The sequence below is a fragment of the Streptomyces mobaraensis NBRC 13819 = DSM 40847 genome (assembly GCF_017916255.1).
GTDB classification, from domain to species: Bacteria; Actinomycetota; Actinomycetes; order Streptomycetales; family Streptomycetaceae; genus Streptomyces; species Streptomyces mobaraensis.
In genome coordinates this window covers 977,289-1,002,180 of sequence record NZ_CP072827.1, presented here as the reverse complement: position 1 = coordinate 1,002,180, position 24,892 = coordinate 977,289, and the positions used below count along the sequence as shown (strand labels likewise).

Below are 24,892 nucleotides of genomic sequence, written 5' to 3'. Positions count from 1 at the left end.
TTGAGCGGGATGGTGTGGTTCGCACCGGGGGCGTCGGCGGAATCGCCTCTCGCCGCGCAGACGTTGGCGGAGCCGCCGCTCGCCCCGGCCGCGTCGGCCGAATCGCGGCCCGCCCCCGACGCGTCGGCGGAACCACCGCTTCCACCAGCAGCGTCGACGGAACAGCGAACCGTCACCGCAGCCGTCACGGAAGCCGTCACCTACGCGGCACCGTGCCCCGACTGCGGCGCGGCGACGGACCACCACGGCGTCCAGACCCTCCTGCCGGACGGCCGCCTGCGGTGGGACGCGGAATCGACCTGCGCGGCCTGCGGATCGGCGTTCGCCGCGTGCGGCGGGGAACCGCCGGGCGAACGCCGGGACCAGATGCTCGCCGCACACGGACCTGCGAAGCTGCGCATCCGCACCCCGCCGCCGACGGCCGCCGTCATCATGCGCGTCCTCCGGGCCACGCTCGGCGTCGACCTGGCGAGCGCGAGGGCGTTGTCGCGCCGTGTCCTGGACGGTGACTGCTGGGGAACCCTCCCCGAGACGGAACTCCTGGCGAGGAGACTGCGCGCGTCCGGGATCGACGCCGTGGCCGAGCGGATCCCCGCGGCCGGATAAGGCCCGCGCCCGACAGAGAAGGCAACGCCCATGGGTACCTACGTATCGATCAGAGGACGGCTGGAGCGCGACGCGACGCGACTCGCCGCCGTTCAGGAGATCGTCGCCACCTACGACGACGACCACGACAGCAACGGATGGAGCTGTCCCCGGCAGCAGGCCAATTGGACCCACCACGTCTTCTACGGCGCCGACATCCGGGAATCGGCCCTGGACTGGTTCACCGACCGGATCAACGAGATCGCCGGCTCCCCGCCTCCGACGACGACGGAGACCTCGTCCAGGGCCTGTTCCTGGTCAGCCACGAGGCCGAGGGCATGACCGGATGGCAGATCCGCGGCGGCCGACTCCACACCGCACCGGCAGACATCAAGTACCGGTACCTGGACGCATAGCCCGGCGCGCCCCCTGCCGGGCATCGGTGGCCGGCCAGGCGAAGCACCCGTCCGCCGAGCCCGGCAGGGGGGACGCGTAAGGTCGCGGCCCAGCGGTCGGCACGCCTTTGAGATCTGACATGGGACGATCGTTCGGTGACTCGACTCGTGAACCGTGACCGCTCCCTTGAGGAGCTTGAGCGTGACCGCTGGGCGGCCCCGTCGGGCGGCGAGACCCGGCTGACGGCGGCCGTGCGCGAGCTTCGGCGCAAGCCCATCGGCAGCCTGACGGTCGAGGACATGCGGTTGCTGATCAGGCAAGACGTGGGCCTCGCCTATCTCCTGCCCCTGGCGGTGGGGGTCCTCCGGGTCGATCCACTGGCGGAAGGCGACATGTACGAGGGCGATCTGCTGGCCGCCGTGCTCACCAGGAGTGCGGATGTCTGGAAGGAGGCCCCCGAACTCGGGCGGGAGGTCCGCATGATCCTCTCGGACTTGGCCGACGTGCCGCCAGCTGTGAAACGCGAGGTCGAGGCGTTCTTGGCGCAGTAGCTCGCCGACAGCAGTCGCCGCCGACGAGGGGTCGGCAGGCTGTCTATGTCGGCAGGCTGTCTATGAGGATTGCCGCACGAGCAGTCGTGGACTGGAGCGCGTAGCAGCACGGCTCCGGGGGAGCCGGCGGACCATGACGCCGCGTCGACGGCCAGGATCGGGCCCTCTGGTGGCAGCGAGGACGGTGTCGGCGGTGCGGACGGACTGCGCGTCGATCATGCTTGTGCTCGGCTCCGCGTCGCGGCCGTCAGTTTCACGGACCGTGCCGCGCGGGATGTCATGGTTGCGCTCAACAGTCCCGTCGTCGTGCCACCACGTGAAGCACCAGTACACCGTCGGCACGGAGCGAAGTCCTCCGGCAGCTGCCGCCAGGAACGCCCGGTCCGCATCACGTAGAAGATCGTGTCGACGATCCGCCGCCGCGAACTGCTTCTCCCGCCGCCGCCCTTCCGTCCTACCCGCGTCGGCGGGAGCAACGGCTTCCACCAGTGCCCCACTGCTCATCCGTCAAGTCCGACGGATGCTCACCCCCGACACCGCTCACGTTGAACTCAACGAACGCTTCAGCAACGGGACATGACACACCCCAAACGCGGTCTCAGGGCTCGCGTCCGACTCGTAACTCGCGCCCGTGAACCCCCGGTGACCACGGAGACGGTATCCGTTTCACCGCCAGGCAGGGCCGGTCGGCACCGAATCGGCCCTGTCGGCTGTGAGCACGCCCACCGCCAAGCAGACCGGGTGAATTCCCGACGCCTCAGTCACTCCCTCTGCCCTCTCAGCGACCGAGCACCGCGAGATCCAGTGCCGCCAGGCGCTCCGGGTCGGTGAGGATGTCGAGGGCGACGATCCGGTCCGCCACGACGGTGAAGGCCATGACCGAGAACGGCGACCCGCCCGCCGTCGCGACGACTCCGGCCGCGCCGTTGACGAGCGCGGGGCGTGCCGCCTCGGCGACGCGGGCGAACCGCGACGCCTGCCGCGCCACGGCCTCCGCGCCGCGTACGACGTTGAACGTCCGCGCGGCGCCGCCGTCCGAGCGTGCGACGACGTCCGGGTCCAGCAGGTCGACGAGCGCGTCGAGGTCGCCGCCGCGCGCGGCGGCCAGGAACGCGTCGACGACCCGGCGCTGCCGGCCGAGGTCCGGATCCGGGGCGGGCGCCGAGCCCTGCACCCGTCGGCGGGCGCGGCTGGCGAGCTGCCGGGCGGCGGCGGGGGTACGGCCGACGACCGGCCCGATCTCGTCGAAGGGCACGGCGAACATGTCGTGCAGGACGAACGCGAGCCGCTCCGCCGGAGCGAGCGACTCCAGCACCACCAGCAGCGCCAGCCCCAACGAGTCCGCCAGTAGCGCCTCCTGCTCGGGATCCACCCCGTCCACCGCGCTGACCACCGGATCGGGCAGCCGCAGCCGCTCCTCCATCGGCTCCTCGCGCCGCGCCGTACGGCCGCGCAGCATGTCGAGGCAGACCCGCCCGACGACCGTCGTCAGCCACCCCCCGAGGTTCTCCACCTCACCGGCGTCCACCCGGCTCAGCCGCAACCACGCCTCCTGCACCGCGTCGTCGGCCTCGGCGAGCGACCCCAGCATCCGGTAGGCGACCGCCCGCAAATGCGACCGGTGCTCCTCGAACCGTCGCGCCAGAAACTCGGTGTCGTTCGCGCTGTCCATTCCTCGCCGTTCCGCTCGCGGGGGCGTTCCCTCATCCCACGCCCGCCTGATTGCCCGACCGGAACACTGACGCGCCGGACGGCACGAATGTGACAGCGGGGCGATGAACGTGTGCCTGATCACAGGCCGGTCGATCCGAAGGCATTCGACGGCGACGGCCCCCGGCTCTCAGCCCCTGACCCCCGACCCCCGACCCCAAAGGGAATGGGATACTCCATGTGTCCTCGTCAGAGCACACGGTATTGTCCTGAGCCAGGAGGAATCGGTGTGCTGACACTGCGTGAACAGTTAACGGCGTTGTACGCGGGCGAAGTCGAACCGGCGGAGGTCGTGGGGGCCTTCCGGAGGTCGGCGGTCGTCGTACCGCTCGACGAGCGCGGCGGATTGTGGACGGCGACGTACGAGGACGTGGGGTGGATCCACGCCTTCTGCGACGAGGCGGCCCTGGCCCGGTTCGTGATGGCTCGGGCAGATGCGTGCGGGGTGGCGGTCCGGCCCGGTGAAGCGGCCGTGGACTACGTCACGACATTCGGCGCCCGCCTCCTGGACGTGGTGATTCCGGCGGTCGGCGAACCGACCGGCGTGGCGCTGGACATGGGCGGCGACACGCCTTTCTTCCTGCCTCCGGTGGCAGGTGTCGTACCGGACGAGGCGGCGGTCCCGGCGACCGCGGGAGGGGAGACGGCATGAGCGGCGGATCCGATCTGGCGGCGAACCAGGAAGCGTTGGGGCAGATAGCCCAGGGCCTCACGGCCGCTCTCGCCGAGCTGAAGGAACTCGGAATGGCCGGGGAGTCGGCGGCGGGCCGAGGCTTCTCCGACATCCGGATGACCGGTATGGAAACGGGTCACGACGGCCTGACCAGCGCGCTGAAGTCCTTTTGCGAGCGCTGGGAGTGGGGCGTGCGGTCGCTGGTCCGCGACGGGAACCAGTTCGCCCGCCGGGTGGGGCTGTCCGCCGGCAGTTATTACGAAGAGGACCAGTACGTCAAGCGGACGCTCAAGGTCGGAGTGGCCGCGTTCGGAGCGGACCCGACGCTCTCCGACGAACAGGTCGAGAAGATGTCGATGGACGAACTGCGCGAGCACGGGAACTTCGCCCACGTGGACTACAGCGAGAAGTCCTTCGAGGACGCCTTCGACAACGCGGTGCGTACCGGCAAGGACGTGGCGAAGGACCACATCGACACAAGGCGCCACCTGCTGGAGGGCGCGACTGAGGCCGCGAAGCGCGTCGCCGGGGCGGGGGAGCACGGATGAGTTTTCTGGGTGACCTCGGCCATGGGCTCAAGAAGCGCGTCGACAAGGTCGGCGACAAGGCAGAAGGGCTGTGGGACGAGGGCAAGAAGCAGGTCGGCAAGGGCGTCAGATACGTCTCCCACGAGGTCGGCGACGGGCTCGACGCGGTGGGTATGCACGGCCTGGCCGACGGCGTGGACGACTTCGGTGACAATTTCGCCTCCCGGATGGGCGCCCACGTCAGCGAACAGCAGCTGGGCGAGACGGAGGAGGCCAATGAGCTGATCCACGGGAAACCGGGGAAGATCCGCTCCTCGGCATCCCACCTGTCCGACTTCGCGGCGGCGTTCGGACGCGTCCGGGACGGCATGTCCCGGCTGGACTCCGAGCACTGGAAGGGCAAAGGCGCGGACGCCTTCCGCGAGAAGTTCGCCATGCACCCTCCGCAGTGGGGCCACGCGGCGAAGGCGTGCGAGGACGCGGCCAAGGCGCTGACCCGGTACGCGGAAACGGTCACCTGGGCTCAGGGCAAGGCGAAGGAGGCCATCGCCCTTTACAAGGAGGGGAAGCGGGAGCAGAAGGAGGCGTTCGACGCCTACAAGGCGCAGGTCGAAGCGTTCGACAAGGCGGCGAAGGAATACAACGCGAAGCTGGACGGCGGCAAGGACCCGGGAACACGTCCGACGCCGCCCGGTTCCTGCCCGAACGCGGGTGCCGACAAGATGCAGCACGCGCAGGAGGTGCTGACCAACGCCCGTACCCAGCGCAACAGCGCGGCGGAAGCCGCGGCGGCGGCGGTCAAGGGCGCCTTGGCCCACGCCCCGAAGAAACCGGCGTTCAGCGACCGCATGGAAATGAACCTGGGCGACTTCGAGTCGGCCGCCGGCGTCGAGCTGACGCATTTCGCCGGCGGTATGACCAAGGGCGCCGCGGGCGCGGTGAAGTTCGTCCGGACAGTGGCGCCGATCGACCCGTACAACGTCACGCACCCGGGGCAGTACCTGACCCATATGACCAATATGGGGGCAGGGATCATGACCCTGGCCAACCATCCCGACCGGATACCCTCGTCCCTGCTGGGCACCGGCTGGGGCAAGGATCCCTCCGAAGCCTCCGGGCGGCTGGGCTTCGACGTGCTGACCGGCCTGGCCAGCGGTGGGACCAGCGTCGGCGCGACGGCGGCCCGGCGCGCGGCGGTGAACGTGGCCGAGCACGGTCTGGAGGAGGCGGGCGCCCGGGGCCTCCGGGGGCTGGGCAAGGAAGCCGAGCGGGAAGCGGGCGCGGGCCGCGGGCAGTTCAACAACGACCCTCATGGTGCGGCGAAGAAGGACGGTCAGCGCGACTGCGGCGGAACCGACCCGGTCGACCTGGCCTCGGGCTACATGTTCCTCGCCCAGACCGACGTCAGCCTCCCCGGCGCCCTCCCGCTGGCCTTCACCCGAAGAGTGGGCTCCGACTACCGCGCCGGCCACTGGTTCGGCCCCTCCTGGTCGAGCACGGTCGACCAGCGGCTGGAGATCGACGCCAAGGGCGTCGTGTTCGTCCGCGAGGACGGCATGATCCTCTCCTACCCCCATCCGGCCCCCGGCGTCCCCACCCTCCCGTCACACGGCCCTCGCTGGCCTCTGGAGCCCACGGAGGAGGGCGGCTACACCGTCACGGACGTGCGCGGGAACCGCACTTGGCACTTCACTGCCCCGATCCCATGCGGCGACGACCGGCACGAGATATCCCTGCTGGACCAGATCGCCGACCGCAACGGCCACTGGATCACCTTCGACTACTCGGACGAGGGCGTCCCCACCGGCATCACGCACCACGCCGGTTACCACATCCGCATCACGACCCACGGCAGTCGGGTCACGGCCCTGCACCTGGGCGACGTGGAACTGATGCGCTACGGCTACGCGGACGGAAACCTGACAGAGGTCGTCAACTCCTCCGGCCTGCCCCTCCGCTTCACCTACGACGACCGCCGCCGCCCCACGTCCTGGACGGACCGCAACGACCGCTCCTACCGGTACGAGTACGACGACCGCGACCGCTGCGTACACGAAACCGGCGAGGCGGGGCACCTGCGGTGCACCCTGGAGTACGGCGACCCGGATCCGGAGACCGGGCTGCGCGTCACCACCCTCACCAGCGCCTTGGGCCACACCAGCCGCCACGTCTTCGACAAACGCTCACGACTGGTGGCCGAAACGGACCCCACGGGTGCGACGACGCTCTTCACCTGGGACGGCCGGGACCGTCTCGTCGCGCGCACGGACCCGCTGGGCCACACCACCGCCTTCTCCTACGACGAGGCGGGCGACCTGCTCTCGGTGCGCCGCCCGGACGGCAGCGAGAGCACCGCCGAGTACAACGCCCTGGGCCTCCCCGAGACGATCACCGAACCCGGCGGCGCGACGTGGCGGCAGACGTACGACGCCGCGGGCAACCGCACGTCGGTGACCGACCCTTCCGGCGCCACGACCCGGTACGCCTACGACGAGACCGGCCACCTGACAGCCGTCACCGACGCGCTCGGGCACGTCACCCGGCTGCGGTGCGACGCGGCGGGCCTGCCGTCGGAGGTGACGGACCCCCTCGGGGGAACGACCCGCTACGAGCGGGACGCCTTCGGTCGCACCGTCGCCGTCACCGACCCGCTGGGCGCTACCACCCGCCTCGCCTGGACGACCGAGGGCCTGCTCGCCCGCCGCACGGACCCGGACGGCGCGGAGGAAAGCTGGACCTACGACGGCGAGGGCAACTGCGTCACCCACACCGACGCCCTGGGCGGAGTGACGCGGAACGAATACACCCACTTCGACCTCCTGACCGCCCGCACCACCCCGGACGGCGTTCGCCACACCTTCACCCACGACACGGAACTGAGGCTCCAGACGGTCACCAACCCCCAGGGCCTGACGTGGACGTACGCGTACGACCCGGCCGGACGCCTCACGTCGGAGACGGACTTCGACGGCCGCACCCTGACGTACGCGCACGACGCGGCGGGCCGGCTGACCGAGCGGACGAACGGCCTCGGCGAGACCATCGGCTACCACTACGACCCCGTGGGACGGATCACCAGGAAGGACGCGGCGGGCAAGGTCACCACGTATGCGCATGACGCGGCGGGCCGCCTGGTGGAGGCTGCCGGTCCGGATGTGACGCTGGTGTACTCCCGAGACCGCCTGGGCCGGGTCAAGTCGGAGACGGCGAATGGCCGGACCCTGTCGTACACCTACGACAAGCTGGGCCGACGCACTCGGCGGGTGACGCCGGGGGGCGCGGTGACGACGTGGACGTACGACGCGGCGGGCCGACGTACCGGACTGACCGCCTCCGGGCACGCCTTCGCAATGGAACACGACGCGGCGGGCCGCGAGGTGGCGCGCCACTTCGGCGAGGGTCTGACCCTGACCCACGCCTGGAACGCGGCGGGCCGCCTCACGACACAGACCCTCACGTCCGCCCCCGACAACGACCCCCTCCAGCACCGCTCCTTCACCTACCGCCAGGACGGCTCCCTCACCGGCATCACCGACTCGACGACGGGGCCGCGCACCTTCGACCTGGACACGGCGGGCCGAGTCACCGCCGTCCACGCCCAGGGCTGGACGGAGCGCTACGCGTACGACGAGGCGGGCAACCAGACGCAGGCATCCTGGCCCACGGACCACCCGGGCGCGGAGGCCCACGGCCCCCGCACCTACACCGGCACCCGCATCGTCCGGGCGGGCCGGATCCGTTACGAACACGACGCCCAAGGCCGCGTCGTCGTCCGCCAGAAGACCCGCCTGTCGCGGAAGCCGGAGACGTGGCGCTACTCCTGGGACGCGGAAGACCGCCTGACCGAGGTCATCACCCCGGACGGCACGAAGTGGCGCTACCTCTACGACCCCTTCGGCCGCCGCACGGCCAAGCACCGCCTGACGCCGGCGGGCGACGTCGCGGAACAGGTGCACTTCACCTGGGACGGCCCGACCCTGGCGGAGCAGACGACAACCTCGACGGACCTGCCGAACCCCGTCACCCTCACCTGGGACCACGACGGCCTCCACCCCGTCGCCCAAACGGAGCGCATATCGGCGGCCGAGGCTCCCCAACGCGAAATCGACCGACGCTTCTTCGCGATCGTCACCGACCTGGTCGGCACACCGACGGAGCTCATCGACGAGACGGGCACGACGGCTTGGCGCTCGCGCGCCACGCTGTGGGGGACTACGGCTTGGGCGACGGACAGCTCGACTTACACGCCACTGCGGTTCCCAGGGCAGTACTTCGATCCTGAAGCGGGCTTGCACTACAATTTTCATCGCTATTACGACCCGGAGACGGGGCGATATTTCACACCGGACCCGCTGTGCTTGGAAGCGGCACCGAATCCCGTTGCCTATGTCGACAACCCTCATCGGTGGACGGACCCATTGGGTTTGGCTCCATATGAGAACAACGGCGGGCTCGGGAAGCTGATAAAAGTTAGGAAACCTGACCCGGCAGCAGATGCCTTGGCTGAACGGCTTGGCGGAGAGTCCCGCGTCCGTTTCGAGCACGACCCCAAGGGGCGTGAGATCGATGCGGTCAGTGATGAGTATGTAGCGCAATCGAAGCCGGGCGGCATGCAGATGGGGAGTGCCCTGAGGAACCAGGTCAAGGCGACCTTCGAGCATGCAATACAGAGCGGACGCAAACCTTACTTTCATTTTGAAGGTGAGCCTGGTCCCGGTGTCATAGCCAAGCTGAGAGAGTATGGCCGACGTTACAATATCGATCCGGTTATCGACACTACGCCTTTGGGGTGAGGAACGTGTATGAGTTTCACGGATGGTTTGGTATCTCCGAGTCGCCCGAGGAGTCGGACTCAGGGAGCCTGGAAGCAGGCATTGTGCAGCTCAGGAGCTTCATCGAAGATGTCGACTGGGCGACTGGCGAGGCCCGGCTCAGTCAGCACAATGGGGAGTACTTCGTCTTCATTAATGGTTTGATGAATCGTCGACGTGATGAAGCGGAGGAGATTGACCAGCTCTTGCGTCACATCGCTACTCGGTTCCCCGGATCCTGGGGTCTTCTCTATGAACGTTCGGCTGATATGGACGATCCGCCGGGTCAGGGGGCCTTCCGTGTCCGGGTCATGGCGAGGGGGGAAGTGCAGATTCGCCTGGATCCGTTCCTCTCGCCTGTCAATCCGCTTATTGAGGATTGACGTGCAGCGAAGTTCAATCGGTATTCCAGGGTCCGTGGCACGACCATGGCGGGCCGGTGGGATATTGAAAGGGAGAACAGCCCGGCCGTCGAGCTGTTCTCCCAATGCCGAGCGTCTTCAGTCGGTGTTGGGAGGGCAGGCTACCGCCGGGACTCCGCGTAGTTCAGCAGGAACAGGGCCTCCGTCAGGGACATGCGCTCCAGTTCCTCCGGGGACACGCTCTCGTTGACCGCGTGGATCTGGGCCTCCGGCTCGCTGAGGCCGATGAGGAGGATCTCCGTGTCGGGGTAGAGGGCGGCGAGGGTGTTGCAGAGGGGGATGGAGCCGCCCATGCCGGCGGTCTGCATCTCCTGGCCGGGATAGGCGACGCGCATCGCCTCGGCCATCGAGACGTACGCGGGGCTGGCGGTGTCGGCGGCGAACGGCTCGCCCTGGCCGACCAGTTCCGTGGTCACCCGGGCGTTCCACGGGACCTGGGACTCCAGGTGGGCGCGGAGGAGCTTCGCCGTGTCGGCGGCGTTGACGCCCGGCGGGACGCGCAGGCTGATCAGGGCCGCCGCGCGGGCGTGGACGGACGGGGTGGCGCCGACGACGGGCGGGCAGTCGATGCCCAGGACGGTGACGGCGGGGCGGGCCCACAGGCGGTCCGCGACCGTGCCGGAGCCGATCAGGTCGACGCCGTCCAGGACCTTGGCGTCGGAGCGGAAGTCCTCCTCCGGGTACTGCAGGCCGTCCCAGGTGCCCTCCGGCTCCAGGCCGTGGATGACGGTCGAGCCGTCGGGCGCGCGCAGCGAGTCGAGGGTGCGGATCAGTGCGGCGAGCGCGTCGGGAGCGGCGCCGCCGAACATGCCGGAGTGCAGGTTGCCGCCCAGCGTCTGCACCTCCACCCGCACCAGCATCATGCCGCGCAGGGTGGCGGTCACGGTCGGCAGGCCGAGCCGGAAGTTGCCGGCGTCGCCGATGACGATGGTGTCGGCGGCCAGCAGCTCCGGGTGCGCCTCCGCGTACTGCTGGAGACCGCCCGTGCCCTGCTCCTCCGAGCCCTCGACGATCATCTTGACGCCCACCGGCACCCCGCCGTGCTCCTTGAGGGCGCGCAGCGCCGACAGGTGCATGATGAAGCCGCCCTTGCAGTCGGCCGCGCCGCGCCCGTACCAGCGGCCGTCGCGCTCCGTCAGCTCGAACGGCGGGGACAGCCACGCGTCCTCGTCCAGCGGCGGCTGCACGTCGTAGTGGGCGTACAGCAACACCGTCGGGGCGCCCGCCGGGCCGGGCAGGTAGCCGTAGACGGACTGGGTGCCGTCCGGGGTGTCCAGCAGCGCGACGTCCTCGAAGCCCTCGGCGCGCAGCGCCCCGGCCACCCACTCCGCCGCCGCCTCGCACTCGCTCTTCGGGAACTGCGCCTCGTCCGCGACCGACCGGAAGGCGACCAGTTCGGCCAGTTCGGCGCGGGCGCGGGGCTGGAGGGAGGCGACGGTCGCGGCGAGCGCGGCGGAGTCGGGCCGGGGGGCCGGAACGGTGTCCATGGAACGCTCCTCGGGGGCACCACGTTGTGGTGTACGGACGGGCAGGGTTGACGGCCTCGATCCTTTCATGGCACCCCACGGAGTCCCAGGGCGGTGCCGGTGGTCCGGCGTGCTTCCCGGGGCGGGGCGCCGCGCGGCCGGGCCGTAGGATGCGGGCGGTACGGCCGGCACGGCCGGCGGCGGCGGACGAGCGGGAGCGGAAGCACAGGTGAGCAGCGACAACACAGCCCGGGAGACGGGTCGCGACGACGTGCCGGCGGATGCGGAGGACGTATCCGCGCAGGACGTGTCCGCGGACGGCGGGCCCATGGGCGCCGAGCCGGTGTGGGACGTCGTCGTGGTCGGCGCCGGGCCCGCCGGAGCCTCGGCGGCGTACGCGGCGGCCGGCGCGGGACGCCGTGTCCTGCTCCTGGAGAAGGCCGAACTGCCCCGCTACAAGACCTGCGGCGGCGGCATCATCGGCCCGTCCCGCGACGCCCTGCCGCCCGGCTTCGAACTGCCGCTGCGCGACCGCGTGCACGCCGTCACCTTCTCCCTCGACGGCAAGCTCACCCGCACCCGCCGGTCGAAGAAGATGCTCTTCGGGCTCGTCAACCGGGCCGAGTTCGACGCCGGCCTGGTCGAGGCGGCGAAGGCGGCCGGCGCCGAGGTGCGTACCGGCGTCACCGTCGCCCGCGTCGAGCAGCACGGACCCGCCGTCCCCGACCGGCGCACCGTCGCCGTCGTGCTCGGCGACGGCTCGACGGTCCTGGCCCGCGCGGTCGTCGGCGCCGACGGCAGCGCCGGCCGCATAGGAGCGCACGTCGGGGTGAAGCTCGACCAGGTCGACCTCGGCCTGGAGGCCGAGATCCCCGTCCCGCCGTCGGTCGCCGAGGACTGGGCCGGCCGGGTGCAGCTCGACTGGGGCCCCATGCCCGGCAGTTACGGCTGGGTGTTCCCCAAGGGCGACACCCTCACCGTCGGCGTCATCTGCGCCCGCGGCGAGGGCGCCGCCACCAAGCGGTACCTGGAGGACTTCATCGCCCGCCTGGGCCTGTCCGGCTTCGAGCCGAGCATCTCCTCCGGCCACCTGACCCGCTGCCGCGCCGACGACTCCCCGCTCTCCCGCGGCCGCGTCGTCGTCTGCGGCGACGCCGCCGGGCTGCTGGAGCCCTGGACGCGCGAGGGCATCTCGTTCGCGCTGCGTTCCGGCCGGCTGGCGGGGGAGTGGGCGGTGCGCATCGCCGAGGCGCAGGACGCCGTCGACGCCCGCCGCCAGGCGCTCAACTACGCGTTCGCCGTCAAGGCCGGGCTGGGGGTGGAGATGGGCGTGGGCCGCCGGATCCTCGCCCTGTACTCCCGCAAGCCGGGCGTCTTCCACGCGGCGGTCACCGGGTTCGGCCCGGCGTGGCGGGCGTTCGCCCGGATCACCCAGGGGGCGACCACCCTCGGCGAGATCGTCCGGACGCATCCGGTGGCGCGCCGGCTGGTCTCCGCGGCGGACCGGCTGCCGGCCGCGCGGCCCTGAGGCGGCCCGTCGGCCGGCCCCGGGGAGAGGCGTCGACAGGCTCGGGGGAGCGGAGTGTCGGCCCGGAACGGGGGGCGGGTGGCCGACCGGTTCGAACGTGAGGATCCGAGCGGGATCCTGAGCCGAGCTCCCGGGCCGGGCTCTACGGCGGCCCCGGACCGAGCCCGACGGAGGCCGCCCGGCGCCCGAACCCCTGGCACGCGTACGGGCGCGCTCCGGTCGCGGGGCGCGTTCCCGGCGGTTCGTCGCACGGGATCGGCCGAGCGGTCCGTTTCCCGCGCCGGGAGGCGCCGGTGCGCCGCCGGGCGTGTTCCGGCTGCGCCACGCCGCTCGTCGGGAGGTCCGCGCAGGTGGTGCGGCGAGTGGCGGGGCGTTCGCGGCCCTTCCCGTCCGTCCCCGTCCGTCCGGTGTGCGCCCTCCGGCCGGGAGCCGTCGGTGCGTGCCCCGGGCTCGTGGACGAGAACGAAAATCGGCCCCTGGTGCGGGCGTCGGCTCGCGGGCACACTGCGCAGCAGACAACCATCGGCCGAGCCGAAAGGCGGTGCACCGTGGCGGAACCGGAGTTCAAGGCGACGGGGGTACGGATCGAGAAGTCGCTCCGCTCGCTCACCCGCGCCGGACAGGTGAAGATCCACAACGGTCGCCTGGAGCTCCTGACCAGCTACGGAGTGGAGATCGACAGCGCTCCGGTGGACGCCGTGCAGGCACGAAAACCCTGGTTCGCCGCCCGCGACCGGGCCCGGGCCACGCTCAACGGCAACCGGTACGTGCTCGATCTCGGGGAGTCGGGCCAGGACCCGGAGGCGGCGGTCCGCCGGTTCCTGGAGGCGGTGGAGGCCGCGCGCGGCGACGGGCCGGAGTGAGCGCGCGAAACAGGGGGCGGCACGGGAGCACGGTGGGGGCGCACGAGTTGCGCCCGCGACGGTGAAGGCCGACCCTTGAGGCGTACAGCATCACTGAGGGTTCATCGACGGTCGCGTTCCGGATCGGTTCCGTCGTGCGGTCCGGCCCGCCCGCCGGACCGGGACGGGCGCGCACCGCGCCACGCATCTGCATCAGGCTAGCCCTACTTCTTCAGGGAGTCGCAGCCGTGATCAGCCGAGTGAACAAGCACTGCACCGTCGAGCTCCAGGCCCTGCCGCAGCGGATCCGGCAGGTGCGCAGAATCGTCTCTGCGCAGTTGCGTTACTGGCATCTCGATCCGCTCATCGATCCCGCCGCGCTCGGCGTCACCGAGCTCCTCACCAACGTCCACCAGCACGCTGAGCCGGACAAGCGGTGCACGGTCGAGATCACCCTGATGCTCGACCGGCTGACCGTCTCCGTACGCGACCACGATCCCCGGCTGCCCCGCGTCGGCGCTCCGGACGAGGCCAGCACCCATGGGCGCGGCCTCGCCCTGGTCGCGGCGCTCAGCGCCGGTTGGGGTGTGCAGCCGCGCCACGACGGCGGGAAGGCGGTGTGGTTCACCCTGCTCGTACCGGCCTCCGCCCCCGCCGCCGACCCCTGGCGCGACCGCGGCGCCGAGCCGGCGGTGGCCTTCGAACGCGCGACGGCCTCCCTGACCTCCCTCGGCACCGCCGCCTTCACCGAGCCGGCGGCCCTGCACCCGGCGGGCGCGGGGGCCGTGCCGGCGGTGGCGCGCGAGCGTTCGCCGGTGTAGGCCCGGCGGCCCCCGGGGCGCGTGTCCCGGGAGCGGCCTCCACGTCTTTCGCGCCCGCCAGGTGCGGAACGGAAGATGACCGAAACGCCGGACCGGCACGACGTAGCCAACCTATAGTGAAGCTATGGCGACGACGACCATCCAGGTTTCCCGGGAAGCGCGCGACCACCTCGCCGAGTTGGCCAAGGAGCGTGGACTCAGCATCGGCCAGGTGGTGGAAGAACTGGTGGCGCAGCAGCCGACCGCCGCGCAACGCGCGGCGCGCCTGGCGGCCGACCGGGAGGTCGTCCGCAGTCTCATCGGGCTGGACATCAGCGACGAGGAGTTCGAGCAGGCGCCTGATGTCCTCGGCAACATCTACAAGATCGCCGCCGAGAAGGTCCGGACCGCCGCGCGGGGCAATGCGGCGTGATCATCCTTGACACCGGCGCCGTCACGGCGCTCGCGCGGGGTCACAAGACGTTGAGCCTCCTCGCGGGCAATGCCGGGCGATCGCCGGGCGAGCGGCTCATCGTTCCGGCCACCTGCCTGATGCAGGCGGAAGTCGCCGAGGACGCTTCTCGTCAGGTTCTCGCCTTCTCCTCGATCGCCGTCGACAGCCTCGACACCGTCGCGGCGGTGGCGGTCGGCGCGATGGTCCGTGACGGCTACGGCGGTCCCGACGTCTGCCACGCCTTGTATTGCGCGATGCCGCGAGCGGACTTCGCGGGGCTGTCCATCCTGCTGACCGACCGGGAGGAGAGTTACCCGCCGGGAGTGGTCACGGTCGATATCGACTCCCCCGGCATGCTGGGCTTCTCATAGCGGCCGGTCACCTTCAGGGTTCCTCAGCCCAGCACCCCCAGCGGATCGTCCAGTACCGGCTGCCACGCCGCTTCCGCCGCGCCGATGAGGCTGTTGTGGTCGAGGGTGGCGGGGAGGATGGGGACGCTGCCGCTGCGGCCCCACAGGCTGCGGTCGGCGACGACGGCGCGGAGGCGGTCGGGGTCGGCGGCCAGGAGTTCGCGGTGGAGGCCGCCCAGGACGATGCGGTCGGGGTTGAGGATGTTGACGAGGCCGGCGAGGCCCAGGCCGAGGCGGTCGGCGATCAGTTCGGCGGCCTCGCGGACCGACGGGTCGTCGTACGCGGTGCGGAGCAGCTCGGTGGCCTGGTGGAGGAGGGAGCTGTCCGGGCCCGGTGTGCGTCCGGCGGCGGTGAGGAAGGCCGCCGGGTCGGCCTCGACGTCGAGGCAGCCGCGGCTGCCGCAGTGGCAGGGCAGCCCGGCCGGGTTGACCGTCAGATGGCCGACCTCCAGGGCCAGGCCCGAACTCCCGCTGTGCAGACGTCCGTCGAGGACCAGCGCGCCGCCGACGCCGCGGTGGCCGGTGGCCACGCACAGCAGGTGGCGGGCGCCGCGGCCGGCCCCGTGGCGGTGTTCGGCGAGGGCGGCGAGGTTGACGTCGTTGCCGGCCATCCCGGTGACGGGCAGGCCGGCCGGCCCGAGGACGCCCGCCTTGGCCAGCGCTTCGGAGAACAGCGCGCGGACCGGTGCCCCGGCGGGCCAGGAGAGGTGCAGCGGGTTGAGGGCGGTGCCCTCCGGCTCGGCCACCGCCGACGGGACGGCGAGTCCCGCGCCCAGGCAGTGCCGGCCCGTCCAGCGCAGCAGGCCGGCGCCCGCCTCCACGACGGCGTCGATGATGTGCGCCGGGTCGGCGGGGACCGTCATGCAGCCGGGCGCCGTCGCGACCATCCGGCCGCCGAGGCCGACGAGCGCGGCCCGGAAGCCGTCCGCGTGGATCTGCGCCGCCAGGACCACGGGCCCGTCGGGCGCGACGGACAGCCGGTGCGAGGGGCGGCCCTGCGAGCCGGTGGACGCCGTCGGACGGGCGTCCACCCGGATCAGGCCGAGTGCCTCCAGCTCCGCGGCGACGGCGCCCGCGGTCGCCCGGGTCACGCCGAGTTCGGCGGTGAGCACGGCGCGGGTGGGGGCGCGCCCGGTGTGGACGAGCTCCAGGGCGGGGCCGAGAGCGGCCCGGCCGCGCTCCAAACGTGTTGTCCGAGTCTGGGTCACACCCCTATTCTGACTTTGTGCCGACGCTAAACAAAATACGGACGGCCCTTCGGGGGGAACAGCGTGTCACCCCGGCCGATCCGTCGCTACGCCGCCTCCGAACCGCCCTCACCGTCTTCTTCGCCCTCGACGGCTTCCTCTTCGCCGGCTGGGTGGTCCGCATCCCGTCGATCAAGGAGCGTACCGGCGCCTCCGCCGGCGCGCTCGGCCTCGCCCTGCTGGGCGTCTCGGCCGGTGCCGTCGCCGTCATGATGCTCACCGGACGGCTGTGCCGGCGCTTCGGCAGCCACCCGGTCACCGTCGTCACGGCGGCCGTGCTGGCCGTCGGCATCGCCCTGCCGCCCTTCGCCCGGTCCGCGCCCGCCCTCGGCCTGGTCCTCCTCGTCTTCGGCGCCGCCTACGGCGGCATCAACGTGGCCATGAACAGCGCGGCCGTCGACCTCGTCACCGCACTGCGGCGGCCGGTGATGCCCAGCTTCCACGCGGCCTACAGCGTCGGCGGCATGCTCGGTGCCGGTCTCGGAGGGCTGGTCGCCGGGCGTCTCGCGGTGACCCATCACCTGCTGATGCTCACCGCCGTCGGGCTCGTCGTCACCGTCGTCGCCGGGCGGGTGCTGCTCGGCCATCCGGCACCGAGGGCGCCGGAGACGGTCGTTTCCGGTTCCGGTCCTCGTTCCGGTTCCGGGAGCGCGTCGCGGCGGGCCAAGGCGCCCGTGCGCGGGCGCGGACTCGTCGTCGTCTTCGGCCTGATCGCGCTGTGCTCCTCGTACGGCGAAGGGGCGCTCGCCGACTGGGGGGCCCTGCACCTCCAGCAGGACATCGGCGCCGGGGCGGGCACCGCGGCCATCGGTTACTCCGTGTTCGCGCTGGCGATGACCGTGGGCCGGCTGTCCGGCACCGCCATGCTCGAACGGCTCGGCCAGACGCGGACGCTCGTCTTCGGCGGGGCGACGGCCGCCGTCGGCATGCTCCTCGCCTCCCTCACTCCCGCGCTGTGGGCGGTCTTCGTCGGCTTCGCCCTGACGGGGCTGGGGCTCGCCAACATCTTTCCCGTCGCGATCGGGCGCGCGGGGGAGCTGACCGGGCCTGGTGGGGTTGCCGCGGCGTCCACGTTCGGGTACGGCGGCATGCTGTTGGGGCCGCCGGCGATCGGGCTGCTCGCGGATCGGTTCTCGTTGCCTGCCGCGCTGACGACCGTTGCGGTGTTGGCTGCGATGTCGGCGCTGATCAGTGGGGTTACGCGGGGGTGGACGCGGCGCGTCTGACGGGGGCGGTGGAGTGCCCCGGACCCTCCCCCGGAGGGGGCACCCCCATTTCGCCGTTTCCTGGGGCTGCCGCCCCCGACCCCCTTTTCGCGGCTTCGCGCTCGTCCTCAAAGCTCGTCCCCAAACGCCGGACGGGCTGAATTCAGCCCGTCCGGCGCGCCCGTGGCAGGGTGGAACGACGTAACCCCCGCACCCCGAAGGACGACGACAGCCATGGCACCCTCCGGCTGGCTCTGCGCCGGCCCCCGTTGGAGCGCGGACGGTCCTGCCCTGCTGTGGCTCCATCCCGAGCACGGCGAACGCCGCTCGCCGTTGCCCGCCGGGCGGGCGCTCGGGTTCGTCACCGGGGACCGGCGGTACTGCGTCGGGGTCCGGCGCGCCGGGCGGTACACGCCGTGTCCCGCCGGTGCCGAGGTGCCGGCCGGTGCGGTGTCCGGCCAGTGCGCGGAGTGCGCCCGGTTGGACCGGTCCCGTTCCGTCGCGGCCGACACGATGGCCGACGACCCGCGCCCGTACGACGTCTACCTGGCCTGGTTCGCCCCCGGCCTGGTCAAGGCAGGCATCACGGCCACCGAACGCCAGGGCGTCCGGCTCCTCGAACAGGCCGCCCTCTCGTACGCCCTGCTCGGCCGCGGCCCGCTGATGGCCGCCCGGCGGACGGAGGCCGTACTCGGCGCCGCGCTCGGCGTCCCGGACCGCTTCCCGTACGCCGCCAAGCGCGCCGCCCGCCACCCCCTGGTCCTGCGGGCCGAGCGGGCCGCCGAACTCGCCGCGCTCCACGCGCGGGCCCGCGCCCTCCCCGGCCTGCCGGAGTCGCTGGACGTGGCGGCCTTCGTACCCGTCCACCACGACGACGTCTTCCACCTGGACCGCGTCGGCCCCCGCCACGGCGTCGTCGACCTCGCTCCCGGGAGCGCCGTCGTCGGACACGTCGTCGCCGTGGCGGGACCGGACGTGTACCTGGAGACGGCGGACGGCCGCCAAGTGCTCGTCGACACGCGGCGGCTGGCGGGCTGGCAGTTGGCGGCGGCACCGGCCGGCGCGCGGACCACGGCGGCGGTCCGCGCGCCCGAGCCCGAACGGGACGGTCCGGAGGGGCTGTTCTGACCTTTCCCGTCGGGGCTGGGAGCCGTGCGCCTCAGGCCACCGGTTCGCCGAGAGCCTTTCCGCGCCGTCCGCCGCGCAGCAGTTCCCGCGGGGGCGGGCCGCCGCGCAGGCACCACAGGGCGATGACCGGGTCGCAGATCGCGCAGCCCAGCGACGCGTCGTGTACGAACGGAAGCAGGGGGCTGCCCTTGATGTGGTGCACGATGTCCCACGCGGTGTGCAGCAGCCAGCCGATGCCGACGAACGTCCAGGAATTCAGGGCGCGGTAGGCGACGCAGGTGGACAGCGCGGTGAAGGCGAGCTCCCAGCCGCCCAGCCCGTCGCTGCTGAGGTAGGTCGCGCCCGCCCCGGCCACCATGACGGCGTTGAGGCGCAGCCGGTGTTTCGCGTCGACGAGGGACATCACCAGCGCGTAGACGAGACCGATGACGACGGGCGCGATGTATTGCAGGTAGGGCATGGGGGCGCCTTCCGGGATGGATGCGGTGCGGGCGTGCGAGCGTGTGTGTGCGTGCGTGCGGGTGGCGTACGGCCGGTGACGGCGGTCGCGGGGGAACGCCGCCGCCCCGGCCGTACGGATCACACGGTAGAAAGGCCGGCCGGCCGGTCACAGGGGCATTGCCGACAGGTTCCGACGGAATACCGCCGCCCGGCCCGTTCGCCCCGGCAGGCGTCCCGGCCGCCGCACGCGGGGGACGCGGAGGTACCGTCCGTGCATGCACACGGTCGCCGTCCTCGCCCTCCCGCGCGTGATCCCGTTCGACCTCGCCACTGCGGTGGAAACCTTCGGGCGCGTCCGGCTGCCCGACGGGAGCCCCGGTTACGCGGTGCGCGTGTGCGCGGAGCGACCGGAGGTGGACGCGGGGGAGTTCGGCCTGCGGGCACACTGGGGGCTGGACGGGCTGCGCGGCGCGGACACGGTCGTCGTGCCCGGTACCGCCGACCCGACGGCACCGCTCGCCCCGGCCGTCCGCACCGCGCTGCGCCGGGCCGCCGGCGACGGGGCGCGCGTCGCGTCGATCTGCTCGGGGGCGTTCGTGCTCGCCGCCGCGGGGCTGCTGGACGGGCTGAGGGCGACGACGCACTGGCTGGCCGCCGGGCGGCTCGCCGCCGAGTACCCGGCGGTCGACGTCGATCCGGACGTCCTCTACGTCGACAACGGCCGGGTCCTCACGTCGGCGGGCGCGGCGGCCGGATTGGACCTGTGCCTGCACATGGTCCGCCGCGACCACGGCTCCGCGGTGGCTGCCGACACCGCCCGGTTCTCCGTGATGCCGCTGGAACGGGAGGGCGGGCAGGCGCAGTTCATCGTCCACGACCACACGCCCGTCCCGGCGGGCTCCGAGCTGGAACCCCTGCTGGTCTGGCTGGGCGAGAACCTCGCCCAGCCGCTCACCGTGGACGACATCGCCGCCCGGGCCGGCGTCAGCCCCCGCACGCTCACCCGCCGCTTCCGCGAGCAGACCGGCACCACACCGCTGCAGTGGCTGCACCGCGCCCGGATCCGCCGGGCCCAGCAGCTCCTGGAGACCACCCGCCGGCCCGTCGAACACATCGGCGCCGAAGTCGGTTTCGGCTCGCCGACCGCCTTCCGCGACCGCTTCCGCCGCACCACGGGCGTCAGCCCCCGCGCCTACCGCCGCGCTTTCGCCGGCGAGCCGGCCGGGTGAGGAGCCCCGCGGGCCCGCCGCGCGTCCCGGAGGCGACGGCCGGCGCCGGTTCGGAGGCGGTCACCCGGCGGGCCGATCCTCCCCGGCGATCCGCCCCAAGCCCGCTCGACCCGCGGGGCCTGACATCGCACCGCACCGACCTCGGACGGACGTCCTGGTGGCCGGGCGCGGGGAGTCGTCCGGGGCTCAGTCGAAGTACACGACCAGCCGGACGTGTTCGTCGCCGAAGCGGCCTGCGAGCGCCCTCATCACGGCGAAGACGTGCTCCCAGCCGGTCCCGGGGCCGAGCGCGTCCCGGCGCGTGAACCTCCGGTAGCTCACCCGCGTCGGGCCCGCCCGCCACTCGCCGAACGGTGTGGCGGCGGGGCCGTCCGCCGCCGGGCCGGGGCCCAGCCGGTCCAGGACATCCGGCGGCCAGTCGTCGGTGACCCAGCGGCGTTCCTCCAGCGCCGGTGTGCGGTCGTCCCGCAGGACGAGGGCGCCGCGGACGCCCGCCGGGGCCGCGTCCAGGTCGATCCGCGCCAGCTCCGCCCAGGTCACCCAGGTCGGGCCGTGCACCGCCGGATCGAGGCCGGCGACCTCGACGAACTCCTTCCGCAACTCCGGCGACACGTCCGGCGGCAGCCCCCGGCCGGCGGCGACCGGCTCCCAGCCCACCAGGTCGCGGACGCCGAAGAGGCAGCCGAAGGCCGCGTAGTCGCGGCCGGAGTAGAGCGGGTACAGGTCGATGGCACGCTCCCAGGGCGGCCTGGTGTACCAGTCCTCGTCGGCGTTCGGGTTGCGGATCTCTATGCCGCCGTAGATGTCGGTGCCCATGCGGCGCAGCGTAGGGCGTCCGCCGTCCGTACGGCGAAGGGGTTCCGGCGACGGGAGCGGCGGACGTGGCGGGGGTGGCGGACGCAGCGGGGTGGCGAATCGCGGCAGGGAGGGCGACGGCGGGACCGTCCGCCCCGCGTCTACGGCACCACCGGCAGGTCCTCCGCGTACAGCAGCGTCAGGTCGTCCTTGCTCGGGTTCCTCAGCTGGGCCACCCGTCCCGCGTGCCGTTCGACCATGGCCTCGAAGGTCTGGCGGGCCGTGCGGCCGTTGCCGAAGGCCGGGCCGCGGGGGACCGAGCGGAAGTAGTGCAGGAGGGCCTCGGCCGCGCCCTCGCCGATGCGGTACTCGTGCTCCTCCGCCTGCTGTTCGACGATCCGCAGCAGCTCCTCGGGGGCGTAGTCGCCGAAGGTGATGGTGCGGGAGAAGCGGGACGCCACACCGGGATTGACGCTCAGGAAGCGCTCCATCTCGGCCGTGTAGCCGGCGACGATCACCACCACCGCCTCGCGGTGGTCCTCCATCAGCTTCACCAGCGTGTCGATGGCCTCCCGGCCGAAGTCGCGGCCCGAGTCCTCCGGGGCCAGCGCGTACGCCTCGTCGATGAACAGGACGCCGCCCCGGGCGCGTTCGAACGCCTCCTGGGTGCGGATGGCCGTGGAGCCGATGTGCTCGCCCACCAGGTCCACCCGGGAGACCTCCACCAGGTGGCCGCGTTCCAGGACGCCGAGCGAGGCCAGGATCTCCCCGTACAGCCGTGCCACCGTCGTCTTGCCGGTGCCGGGGGAGCCGGTGAAGACCAGGTGGCGGCGGACCGAGGCGGCCTTCAGGCCCGCCTCCTGCCGGCGGCGGCCGACCTCGATCATGTCGGTGAGCGCCCGGACCTCCTTCTTGACGCTCTCCAGGCCCACCAGCGCGTCCAGTTCGGCGAGAACGGTCGTCGGCGGGCGGGCCGAGCCCTCGTCCCGGCGGGGCGCGGGGAGGGGGGCGGTCGGCCGCGCCACCGGGGCGGGCACCGCGGGTGCGGGCCGCGAGTGTTCCGCCGCCACCGCCGGGCCGGGGACGCGCACCGGCACCGGCTCGTCGCTCGTGCAGCCTTCGCTCAGCGGACCCGGGCCGCCGCCCTCCGCGTGCCCGCTCCCGCCGCCGTCCGCGAACTCGTAACCGCCGCGCGCGCAGCGCTCCGTGTGGCAGCGGGTGAGCGTCGCCCGGCACCCGTCGATGACGTGGAAGCCGTAGCCGCCGCTGCCCGTCACCCGGCAGTGGCGGAACGTGCCCCGGCCCTCGGCCGACACGTAGAACCCCGCCTCCAGCGGCGAACTCACCGCGCAGTCCTCGAAGGTGGGGTCCGCGCCCTTGGTGACGATCACACCCGTGGCCGTCGCGTCGACGGCACAGCCCGTCAGCGTCCCGCCGCTGCCGTGGTCGCGGAACCAGGCGCCGGTCGTCGCCTCCCGGATCCGGCAGTCGTCGAGCCGCGCGGTCGCCCCGCCGCTCACCGACACCGCCGTCCCGCGGATCCGCGACAGATCGCTGTCGGTGACCTCCGCGCACGAGCCGCGGTCCAGGACGAACAGCGCGTCCGGCACGTCGTGCACCCGGCAGGAGGCGAGGACGGCCGTGGCGCCGTCGCTCACCCACACCGCCGGGTAGTCGCCCGTACTGTCCTGGAGCTCGCACCCGACGGCCTCCGCGCGGGTGCCCGGATCCCACACCGACAGGCCGTTCCGCCCGAACCGGCGCACCGTGGAGCGGGCCATCGTCAGCACCGAACGCGCCCGCAGGTCCACCGCGTTCTCCGGGATGTCGTGGATGTCGCAGTCGTCGAGCGCCAGGACGGCCCCGGTGTCCAGCGTCACGCCGTCGGCCGCGACCCGGTGCACCCGGCAGTCGGAGAGCCGGCCGGCCGCCCGCTCCGCCATCCGCACACCGGCGCCCCGGATCTCGTACACCTCGCAGCCGATCGCCTCCAGCGTGCTCGCCTCGCCCGTCACCGACAGCCCGGCGCCCCGCGCGTGGTGCACCCGGCAGCGCTCCAGGCGCGGGCCCCCGCCGCCGTGCACGGCGACGCCCGACTGCCCGGCCGCCAGCACCTCGCACTCCTCGAAGACCCCGCCCGCCCGGTCCAGTACCGCCACGCCGACGCCCGCCGCGTTGTCGACCGTGCAGTGGCGCACCGTCGGCCGCGCGCCCCCGCGCACCTCGATGCCCACCGACGAACGCGTCACCACCCGCAGCCCGGTGAGCTCCGGCGCGCCCGCGTCCACCAGCAGCGCGGGCACCGCCGCGTCCTGTCCCTCGACTTGGAGGTCCCGCAGCGCGGCCGACGCCCGGACGGTGAGCGCCACGCCCTCCGGCGGGGCGATCCGCACCGAACCGGGCACCCCGTCCGCGCCCCTGAGTGTGATCGCGCGGGTGACCACCAGGTTCTCCCGGTAGGTGCCGGGGGCGACGGACAGCACGTCCCCGTCCGCCGCCGCCTCCAGGGCCGCCGCGAGCGATACGTACTCCCCGGTGCGCCGCCGCCAGCGCGACGGGCCGCCGTGCGTCACCTGGACCGAGCCCTGTGCCATGGTGCTGTCGCGCCCCCACCTCGTGCGTCTGCCGCCCGGGACGGATGCGCCGCCCGGGACCGATGCGTACCGGCCGCTCCACCGTAGCGTGCGCCGGGCACGGGAGTTGACCGCCCGTACGCCGCCCGGCCTCCCGCGTCGGCACCCGGCACCTCGTCGGGCCCGGCACCTCGTCGGGCTCGGGTCCCGGCCGGGATCCCGTCGGGCTCGCGTCCCCGCCCGGCTCCGGTCGGCGCTCAGCTCCCCGCGTCGGCCCGGCCCCAGGTGTGCCCGGCCCGTTCCCAGGCGCGGTCCCACCGTTCGTACCGCCGCCGGACGATCCGCCACATGACCAGGCGGCGCAGCCCGTGCACCGCGCCCGCCGCGGCCCCGCCGGCCCCGACGCCGGCGAGCACGGCGTGGACGGACGCCGTGGTGCCGTCGAGCGGGCGGCCGGCGAGCCGGCCCTGGTCGTCCGTCCAGAGCGGGAACCGCCGGCCGGGTATCTCGGCACCCCGGAGCGGTACGAGGCCGGTGTGCGGACCGCCGTCCGGGCCCGGCCAACGGGCCAGGATCCGGTGGTAGCCGTCGCGCCCCGGCGTGCTGTCGCGTTCGCCGGCGGCCGAGCGCACCGGCTCCGGGCGGAGCGCGACCGCGCTCACCAGGTGCCGGTGCGACTGCTGTTCACGGGCCGTCTGCCGGAGCACCGCGTGGGCGGACGAGCCCGCCAGCAGCCCCACCAGCGGGCCGACGACGAGCATCAGGACCACCGCCGCCAAGCCGACCCAGCTTTCCAGGACATCGGTGGGACGGCGCAGCGGGTTCCGCCGCCAGCGCCAGGCGAAGCGCCGGGCGAAGCGCCCGGCGAGTCCGCAGGCGGACCGCCGGGCCCAGGACCGCGTCCGTGACGTCGCGTTCATGAAGCTCACCCCCCCTGCGTCTCATTACCTCACAGGAGGCGGCGCATGCGGGAAAAGGCGTCGCGGAGGGCGGAATCACTCCCGGTGGAGGTCGGAGGGCCGCACGTTGACGCCGGGGCGCACATGCTCGCGGCGGGGCGCACGTGGGCGCACCGGCGCGCGGACGGTCTTGAGGCGGG

The 24,892-nt window shown here is 72.8% G+C and carries 23 protein-coding genes; 15 read left to right on the top strand and 8 right to left on the bottom strand.

Translation table 11 applies throughout. The annotated features are described in order from the left end of the window. Nucleotides 1–9: 9 nt before the first annotated feature. The 3 genes from J7W19_RS03690 (at nucleotide 10) to J7W19_RS03680 (ending at nucleotide 1,532) form a co-directional block, all read left to right on the top strand. Nucleotides 10–606 carry a hypothetical protein gene (locus J7W19_RS03690; protein WP_004938427.1) on the top strand — a complete coding sequence of 199 codons (597 nt, stop codon included), beginning with the start codon at nucleotides 10–12 and terminating at the stop codon, nucleotides 604–606. Nucleotides 607–636: 30 nt separating this feature from the next. Beyond that, on the top strand, nucleotides 637–927 hold the full coding sequence (locus J7W19_RS03685) for a hypothetical protein (protein ID WP_004938425.1): 291 nt from the start codon (nucleotides 637–639) through the stop codon (nucleotides 925–927). A 209-nt stretch (nucleotides 928–1,136) separates the two neighbouring features. Next, nucleotides 1,137–1,532 (top strand): contact-dependent growth inhibition system immunity protein, encoded by a 396-nt coding sequence (locus J7W19_RS03680; protein ID WP_040887508.1) that lies wholly within the window; start codon nucleotides 1,137–1,139, stop codon nucleotides 1,530–1,532. Nucleotides 1,533–1,747: 215 nt separating this feature from the next. Here the strand turns inward: J7W19_RS03680 and J7W19_RS33740 are convergent, their stop codons facing one another. Continuing rightward, nucleotides 1,748–2,029 carry a transposase gene (locus J7W19_RS33740; RefSeq protein ID WP_078587609.1) on the bottom strand — a complete coding sequence of 94 codons (282 nt, stop codon included), beginning with the start codon at nucleotides 2,027–2,029 and terminating at the stop codon, nucleotides 1,748–1,750. 281 nt (nucleotides 2,030–2,310) lie between these two features. Next, nucleotides 2,311–3,204: a sigma-70 family RNA polymerase sigma factor gene (locus J7W19_RS03670; protein WP_004938421.1), complete on the bottom strand. Its 894-nt coding sequence runs from the start codon at nucleotides 3,202–3,204 to the stop codon at nucleotides 2,311–2,313. Between the two features lie 267 nt (nucleotides 3,205–3,471). Here J7W19_RS03670 and J7W19_RS03665 point away from each other — a divergent pair, with 267 nt between their 5' ends. Genes J7W19_RS03665 through J7W19_RS03650 form a run of 4 tightly spaced genes read left to right on the top strand, consistent with a single transcriptional unit; the run spans nucleotide 3,472 to nucleotide 9,636 of the window. Beyond that, on the top strand, nucleotides 3,472–3,894 hold the full coding sequence (locus J7W19_RS03665) for a hypothetical protein (protein WP_004938418.1): 423 nt from the start codon (nucleotides 3,472–3,474) through the stop codon (nucleotides 3,892–3,894). Next, the gene (locus J7W19_RS03660; RefSeq protein ID WP_004938415.1) at nucleotides 3,891–4,463 is read left to right on the top strand and encodes a hypothetical protein; all 573 of its coding nucleotides are present in this window, start codon (nucleotides 3,891–3,893) and stop codon (nucleotides 4,461–4,463) included. Before J7W19_RS03665 ends, J7W19_RS03660 begins: the two co-directional genes overlap by 4 nt. Then, entirely contained in the window at nucleotides 4,460–9,235 is a 4,776-nt protein-coding gene (locus J7W19_RS03655) for a putative T7SS-secreted protein (protein WP_004938413.1), read from the top strand. The genes J7W19_RS03660 and J7W19_RS03655 overlap by 4 nt, the downstream gene beginning before the upstream one ends. Before the next feature lie 5 nt (nucleotides 9,236–9,240). After that, nucleotides 9,241–9,636, top strand: a complete 396-nt coding sequence (locus J7W19_RS03650; RefSeq protein ID WP_004938411.1) for an Imm7 family immunity protein — start codon at nucleotides 9,241–9,243, stop codon at nucleotides 9,634–9,636. Between the two features lie 140 nt (nucleotides 9,637–9,776). Here the strand turns inward: J7W19_RS03650 and J7W19_RS03645 are convergent, their stop codons facing one another. Beyond that, nucleotides 9,777–11,162 (bottom strand): dipeptidase, encoded by a 1,386-nt coding sequence (locus J7W19_RS03645; RefSeq protein ID WP_004938408.1) that lies wholly within the window; start codon nucleotides 11,160–11,162, stop codon nucleotides 9,777–9,779. Between the two features lie 307 nt (nucleotides 11,163–11,469). On the opposite strand from J7W19_RS03645, the gene J7W19_RS03640 reads away from it, so the two are divergent. The 5 genes from J7W19_RS03640 (at nucleotide 11,470) to J7W19_RS03620 (ending at nucleotide 15,136) form a co-directional block, all read left to right on the top strand. Beyond that, nucleotides 11,470–12,669: a geranylgeranyl reductase family protein gene (locus J7W19_RS03640; protein ID WP_086025211.1), complete on the top strand. Its 1,200-nt coding sequence runs from the start codon at nucleotides 11,470–11,472 to the stop codon at nucleotides 12,667–12,669. A gap of 548 nt (nucleotides 12,670–13,217) precedes the next feature. Then, complete coding sequence (locus tag J7W19_RS03635) at nucleotides 13,218–13,532, top strand: hypothetical protein (RefSeq protein WP_004938400.1); 315 nt, start codon at nucleotides 13,218–13,220, stop codon at nucleotides 13,530–13,532. A 227-nt stretch (nucleotides 13,533–13,759) separates the two neighbouring features. Beyond that, nucleotides 13,760–14,332, top strand: coding sequence for an ATP-binding protein (locus J7W19_RS03630; RefSeq protein WP_078587607.1), 573 nt, complete (start codon nucleotides 13,760–13,762; stop codon nucleotides 14,330–14,332). A gap of 124 nt (nucleotides 14,333–14,456) precedes the next feature. Then, a complete protein-coding gene (locus tag J7W19_RS03625; RefSeq protein ID WP_004938394.1) occupies nucleotides 14,457–14,744 on the top strand; it encodes a hypothetical protein in 288 nt (95 codons plus the stop codon). After that, the gene (locus J7W19_RS03620) at nucleotides 14,741–15,136 is read left to right on the top strand and encodes a PIN domain-containing protein (protein WP_004938391.1); all 396 of its coding nucleotides are present in this window, start codon (nucleotides 14,741–14,743) and stop codon (nucleotides 15,134–15,136) included. The genes J7W19_RS03625 and J7W19_RS03620 overlap by 4 nt, the downstream gene beginning before the upstream one ends. Before the next feature lie 23 nt (nucleotides 15,137–15,159). Here the strand turns inward: J7W19_RS03620 and J7W19_RS03615 are convergent, their stop codons facing one another. Beyond that, nucleotides 15,160–16,383 carry an ROK family protein gene (locus J7W19_RS03615; protein ID WP_040887506.1) on the bottom strand — a complete coding sequence of 408 codons (1,224 nt, stop codon included), beginning with the start codon at nucleotides 16,381–16,383 and terminating at the stop codon, nucleotides 15,160–15,162. Between the two features lie 17 nt (nucleotides 16,384–16,400). Here J7W19_RS03615 and J7W19_RS03610 point away from each other — a divergent pair, with 17 nt between their 5' ends. Both J7W19_RS03610 and J7W19_RS03605 read left to right on the top strand, forming a co-directional pair. Then, the gene (locus J7W19_RS03610) at nucleotides 16,401–17,648 is read left to right on the top strand and encodes an MFS transporter (protein ID WP_004938385.1); all 1,248 of its coding nucleotides are present in this window, start codon (nucleotides 16,401–16,403) and stop codon (nucleotides 17,646–17,648) included. Nucleotides 17,649–17,861: 213 nt separating this feature from the next. Further along, nucleotides 17,862–18,755 carry a DUF2797 domain-containing protein gene (locus J7W19_RS03605; RefSeq protein WP_004938383.1) on the top strand — a complete coding sequence of 298 codons (894 nt, stop codon included), beginning with the start codon at nucleotides 17,862–17,864 and terminating at the stop codon, nucleotides 18,753–18,755. A 31-nt stretch (nucleotides 18,756–18,786) separates the two neighbouring features. On the opposite strand, the gene J7W19_RS03600 is transcribed toward J7W19_RS03605, so the two are convergent. Continuing rightward, complete coding sequence (locus J7W19_RS03600; protein WP_004938377.1) at nucleotides 18,787–19,215, bottom strand: DUF6010 family protein; 429 nt, start codon at nucleotides 19,213–19,215, stop codon at nucleotides 18,787–18,789. 256 nt (nucleotides 19,216–19,471) lie between these two features. On the opposite strand from J7W19_RS03600, the gene J7W19_RS03595 reads away from it, so the two are divergent. Beyond that, nucleotides 19,472–20,425 carry a GlxA family transcriptional regulator gene (locus J7W19_RS03595; RefSeq protein WP_004938375.1) on the top strand — a complete coding sequence of 318 codons (954 nt, stop codon included), beginning with the start codon at nucleotides 19,472–19,474 and terminating at the stop codon, nucleotides 20,423–20,425. A gap of 186 nt (nucleotides 20,426–20,611) precedes the next feature. On the opposite strand, the gene J7W19_RS03590 is transcribed toward J7W19_RS03595, so the two are convergent. From J7W19_RS03590 to J7W19_RS03580, 3 genes are all read right to left on the bottom strand, one after another. Further along, the gene (locus J7W19_RS03590) at nucleotides 20,612–21,241 is read right to left on the bottom strand and encodes a hypothetical protein (protein WP_152264952.1); all 630 of its coding nucleotides are present in this window, start codon (nucleotides 21,239–21,241) and stop codon (nucleotides 20,612–20,614) included. 140 nt (nucleotides 21,242–21,381) lie between these two features. Further along, the gene (locus J7W19_RS03585; protein WP_004940837.1) at nucleotides 21,382–23,814 is read right to left on the bottom strand and encodes a right-handed parallel beta-helix repeat-containing protein; all 2,433 of its coding nucleotides are present in this window, start codon (nucleotides 23,812–23,814) and stop codon (nucleotides 21,382–21,384) included. A 236-nt stretch (nucleotides 23,815–24,050) separates the two neighbouring features. Then, nucleotides 24,051–24,713, bottom strand: coding sequence for an Rv1733c family protein (locus J7W19_RS03580; protein WP_233478063.1), 663 nt, complete (start codon nucleotides 24,711–24,713; stop codon nucleotides 24,051–24,053). Between the last annotated feature and the right edge of the window lie 179 nt (nucleotides 24,714–24,892).

Bases quoted from the DNA above. Each gene is read 5' to 3' on its own strand.
- J7W19_RS03690 (WP_004938427.1), top strand. From the start codon at position 10: ATGGTGTGGTTCGCACCGGGGGCGTCGGCGGAATCGCCTCTCGCCGCG.
- J7W19_RS03685 (WP_004938425.1), top strand. From the start codon at position 637: ATGGGTACCTACGTATCGATCAGAGGACGGCTGGAGCGCGACGCGACG.
- J7W19_RS03670 (WP_004938421.1), bottom strand. From the start codon at position 3,204: ATGGACAGCGCGAACGACACCGAGTTTCTGGCGCGACGGTTCGAGGAG.
- J7W19_RS03660 (WP_004938415.1), top strand. From the start codon at position 3,891: ATGAGCGGCGGATCCGATCTGGCGGCGAACCAGGAAGCGTTGGGGCAG.
- J7W19_RS03655 (WP_004938413.1), top strand. From the start codon at position 4,460: ATGAGTTTTCTGGGTGACCTCGGCCATGGGCTCAAGAAGCGCGTCGAC.
- J7W19_RS03645 (WP_004938408.1), bottom strand. From the start codon at position 11,162: ATGGACACCGTTCCGGCCCCCCGGCCCGACTCCGCCGCGCTCGCCGCG.
- J7W19_RS03640 (WP_086025211.1), top strand. From the start codon at position 11,470: ATGGGCGCCGAGCCGGTGTGGGACGTCGTCGTGGTCGGCGCCGGGCCC.
- J7W19_RS03625 (WP_004938394.1), top strand. From the start codon at position 14,457: ATGGCGACGACGACCATCCAGGTTTCCCGGGAAGCGCGCGACCACCTC.
- J7W19_RS03605 (WP_004938383.1), top strand. From the start codon at position 17,862: ATGGCACCCTCCGGCTGGCTCTGCGCCGGCCCCCGTTGGAGCGCGGAC.
- J7W19_RS03600 (WP_004938377.1), bottom strand. From the start codon at position 19,215: ATGCCCTACCTGCAATACATCGCGCCCGTCGTCATCGGTCTCGTCTAC.
- J7W19_RS03595 (WP_004938375.1), top strand. From the start codon at position 19,472: ATGCACACGGTCGCCGTCCTCGCCCTCCCGCGCGTGATCCCGTTCGAC.
- J7W19_RS03590 (WP_152264952.1), bottom strand. From the start codon at position 21,241: ATGGGCACCGACATCTACGGCGGCATAGAGATCCGCAACCCGAACGCC.
- J7W19_RS03585 (WP_004940837.1), bottom strand. From the start codon at position 23,814: ATGGCACAGGGCTCGGTCCAGGTGACGCACGGCGGCCCGTCGCGCTGG.
- J7W19_RS03580 (WP_233478063.1), bottom strand. From the start codon at position 24,713: ATGAACGCGACGTCACGGACGCGGTCCTGGGCCCGGCGGTCCGCCTGC.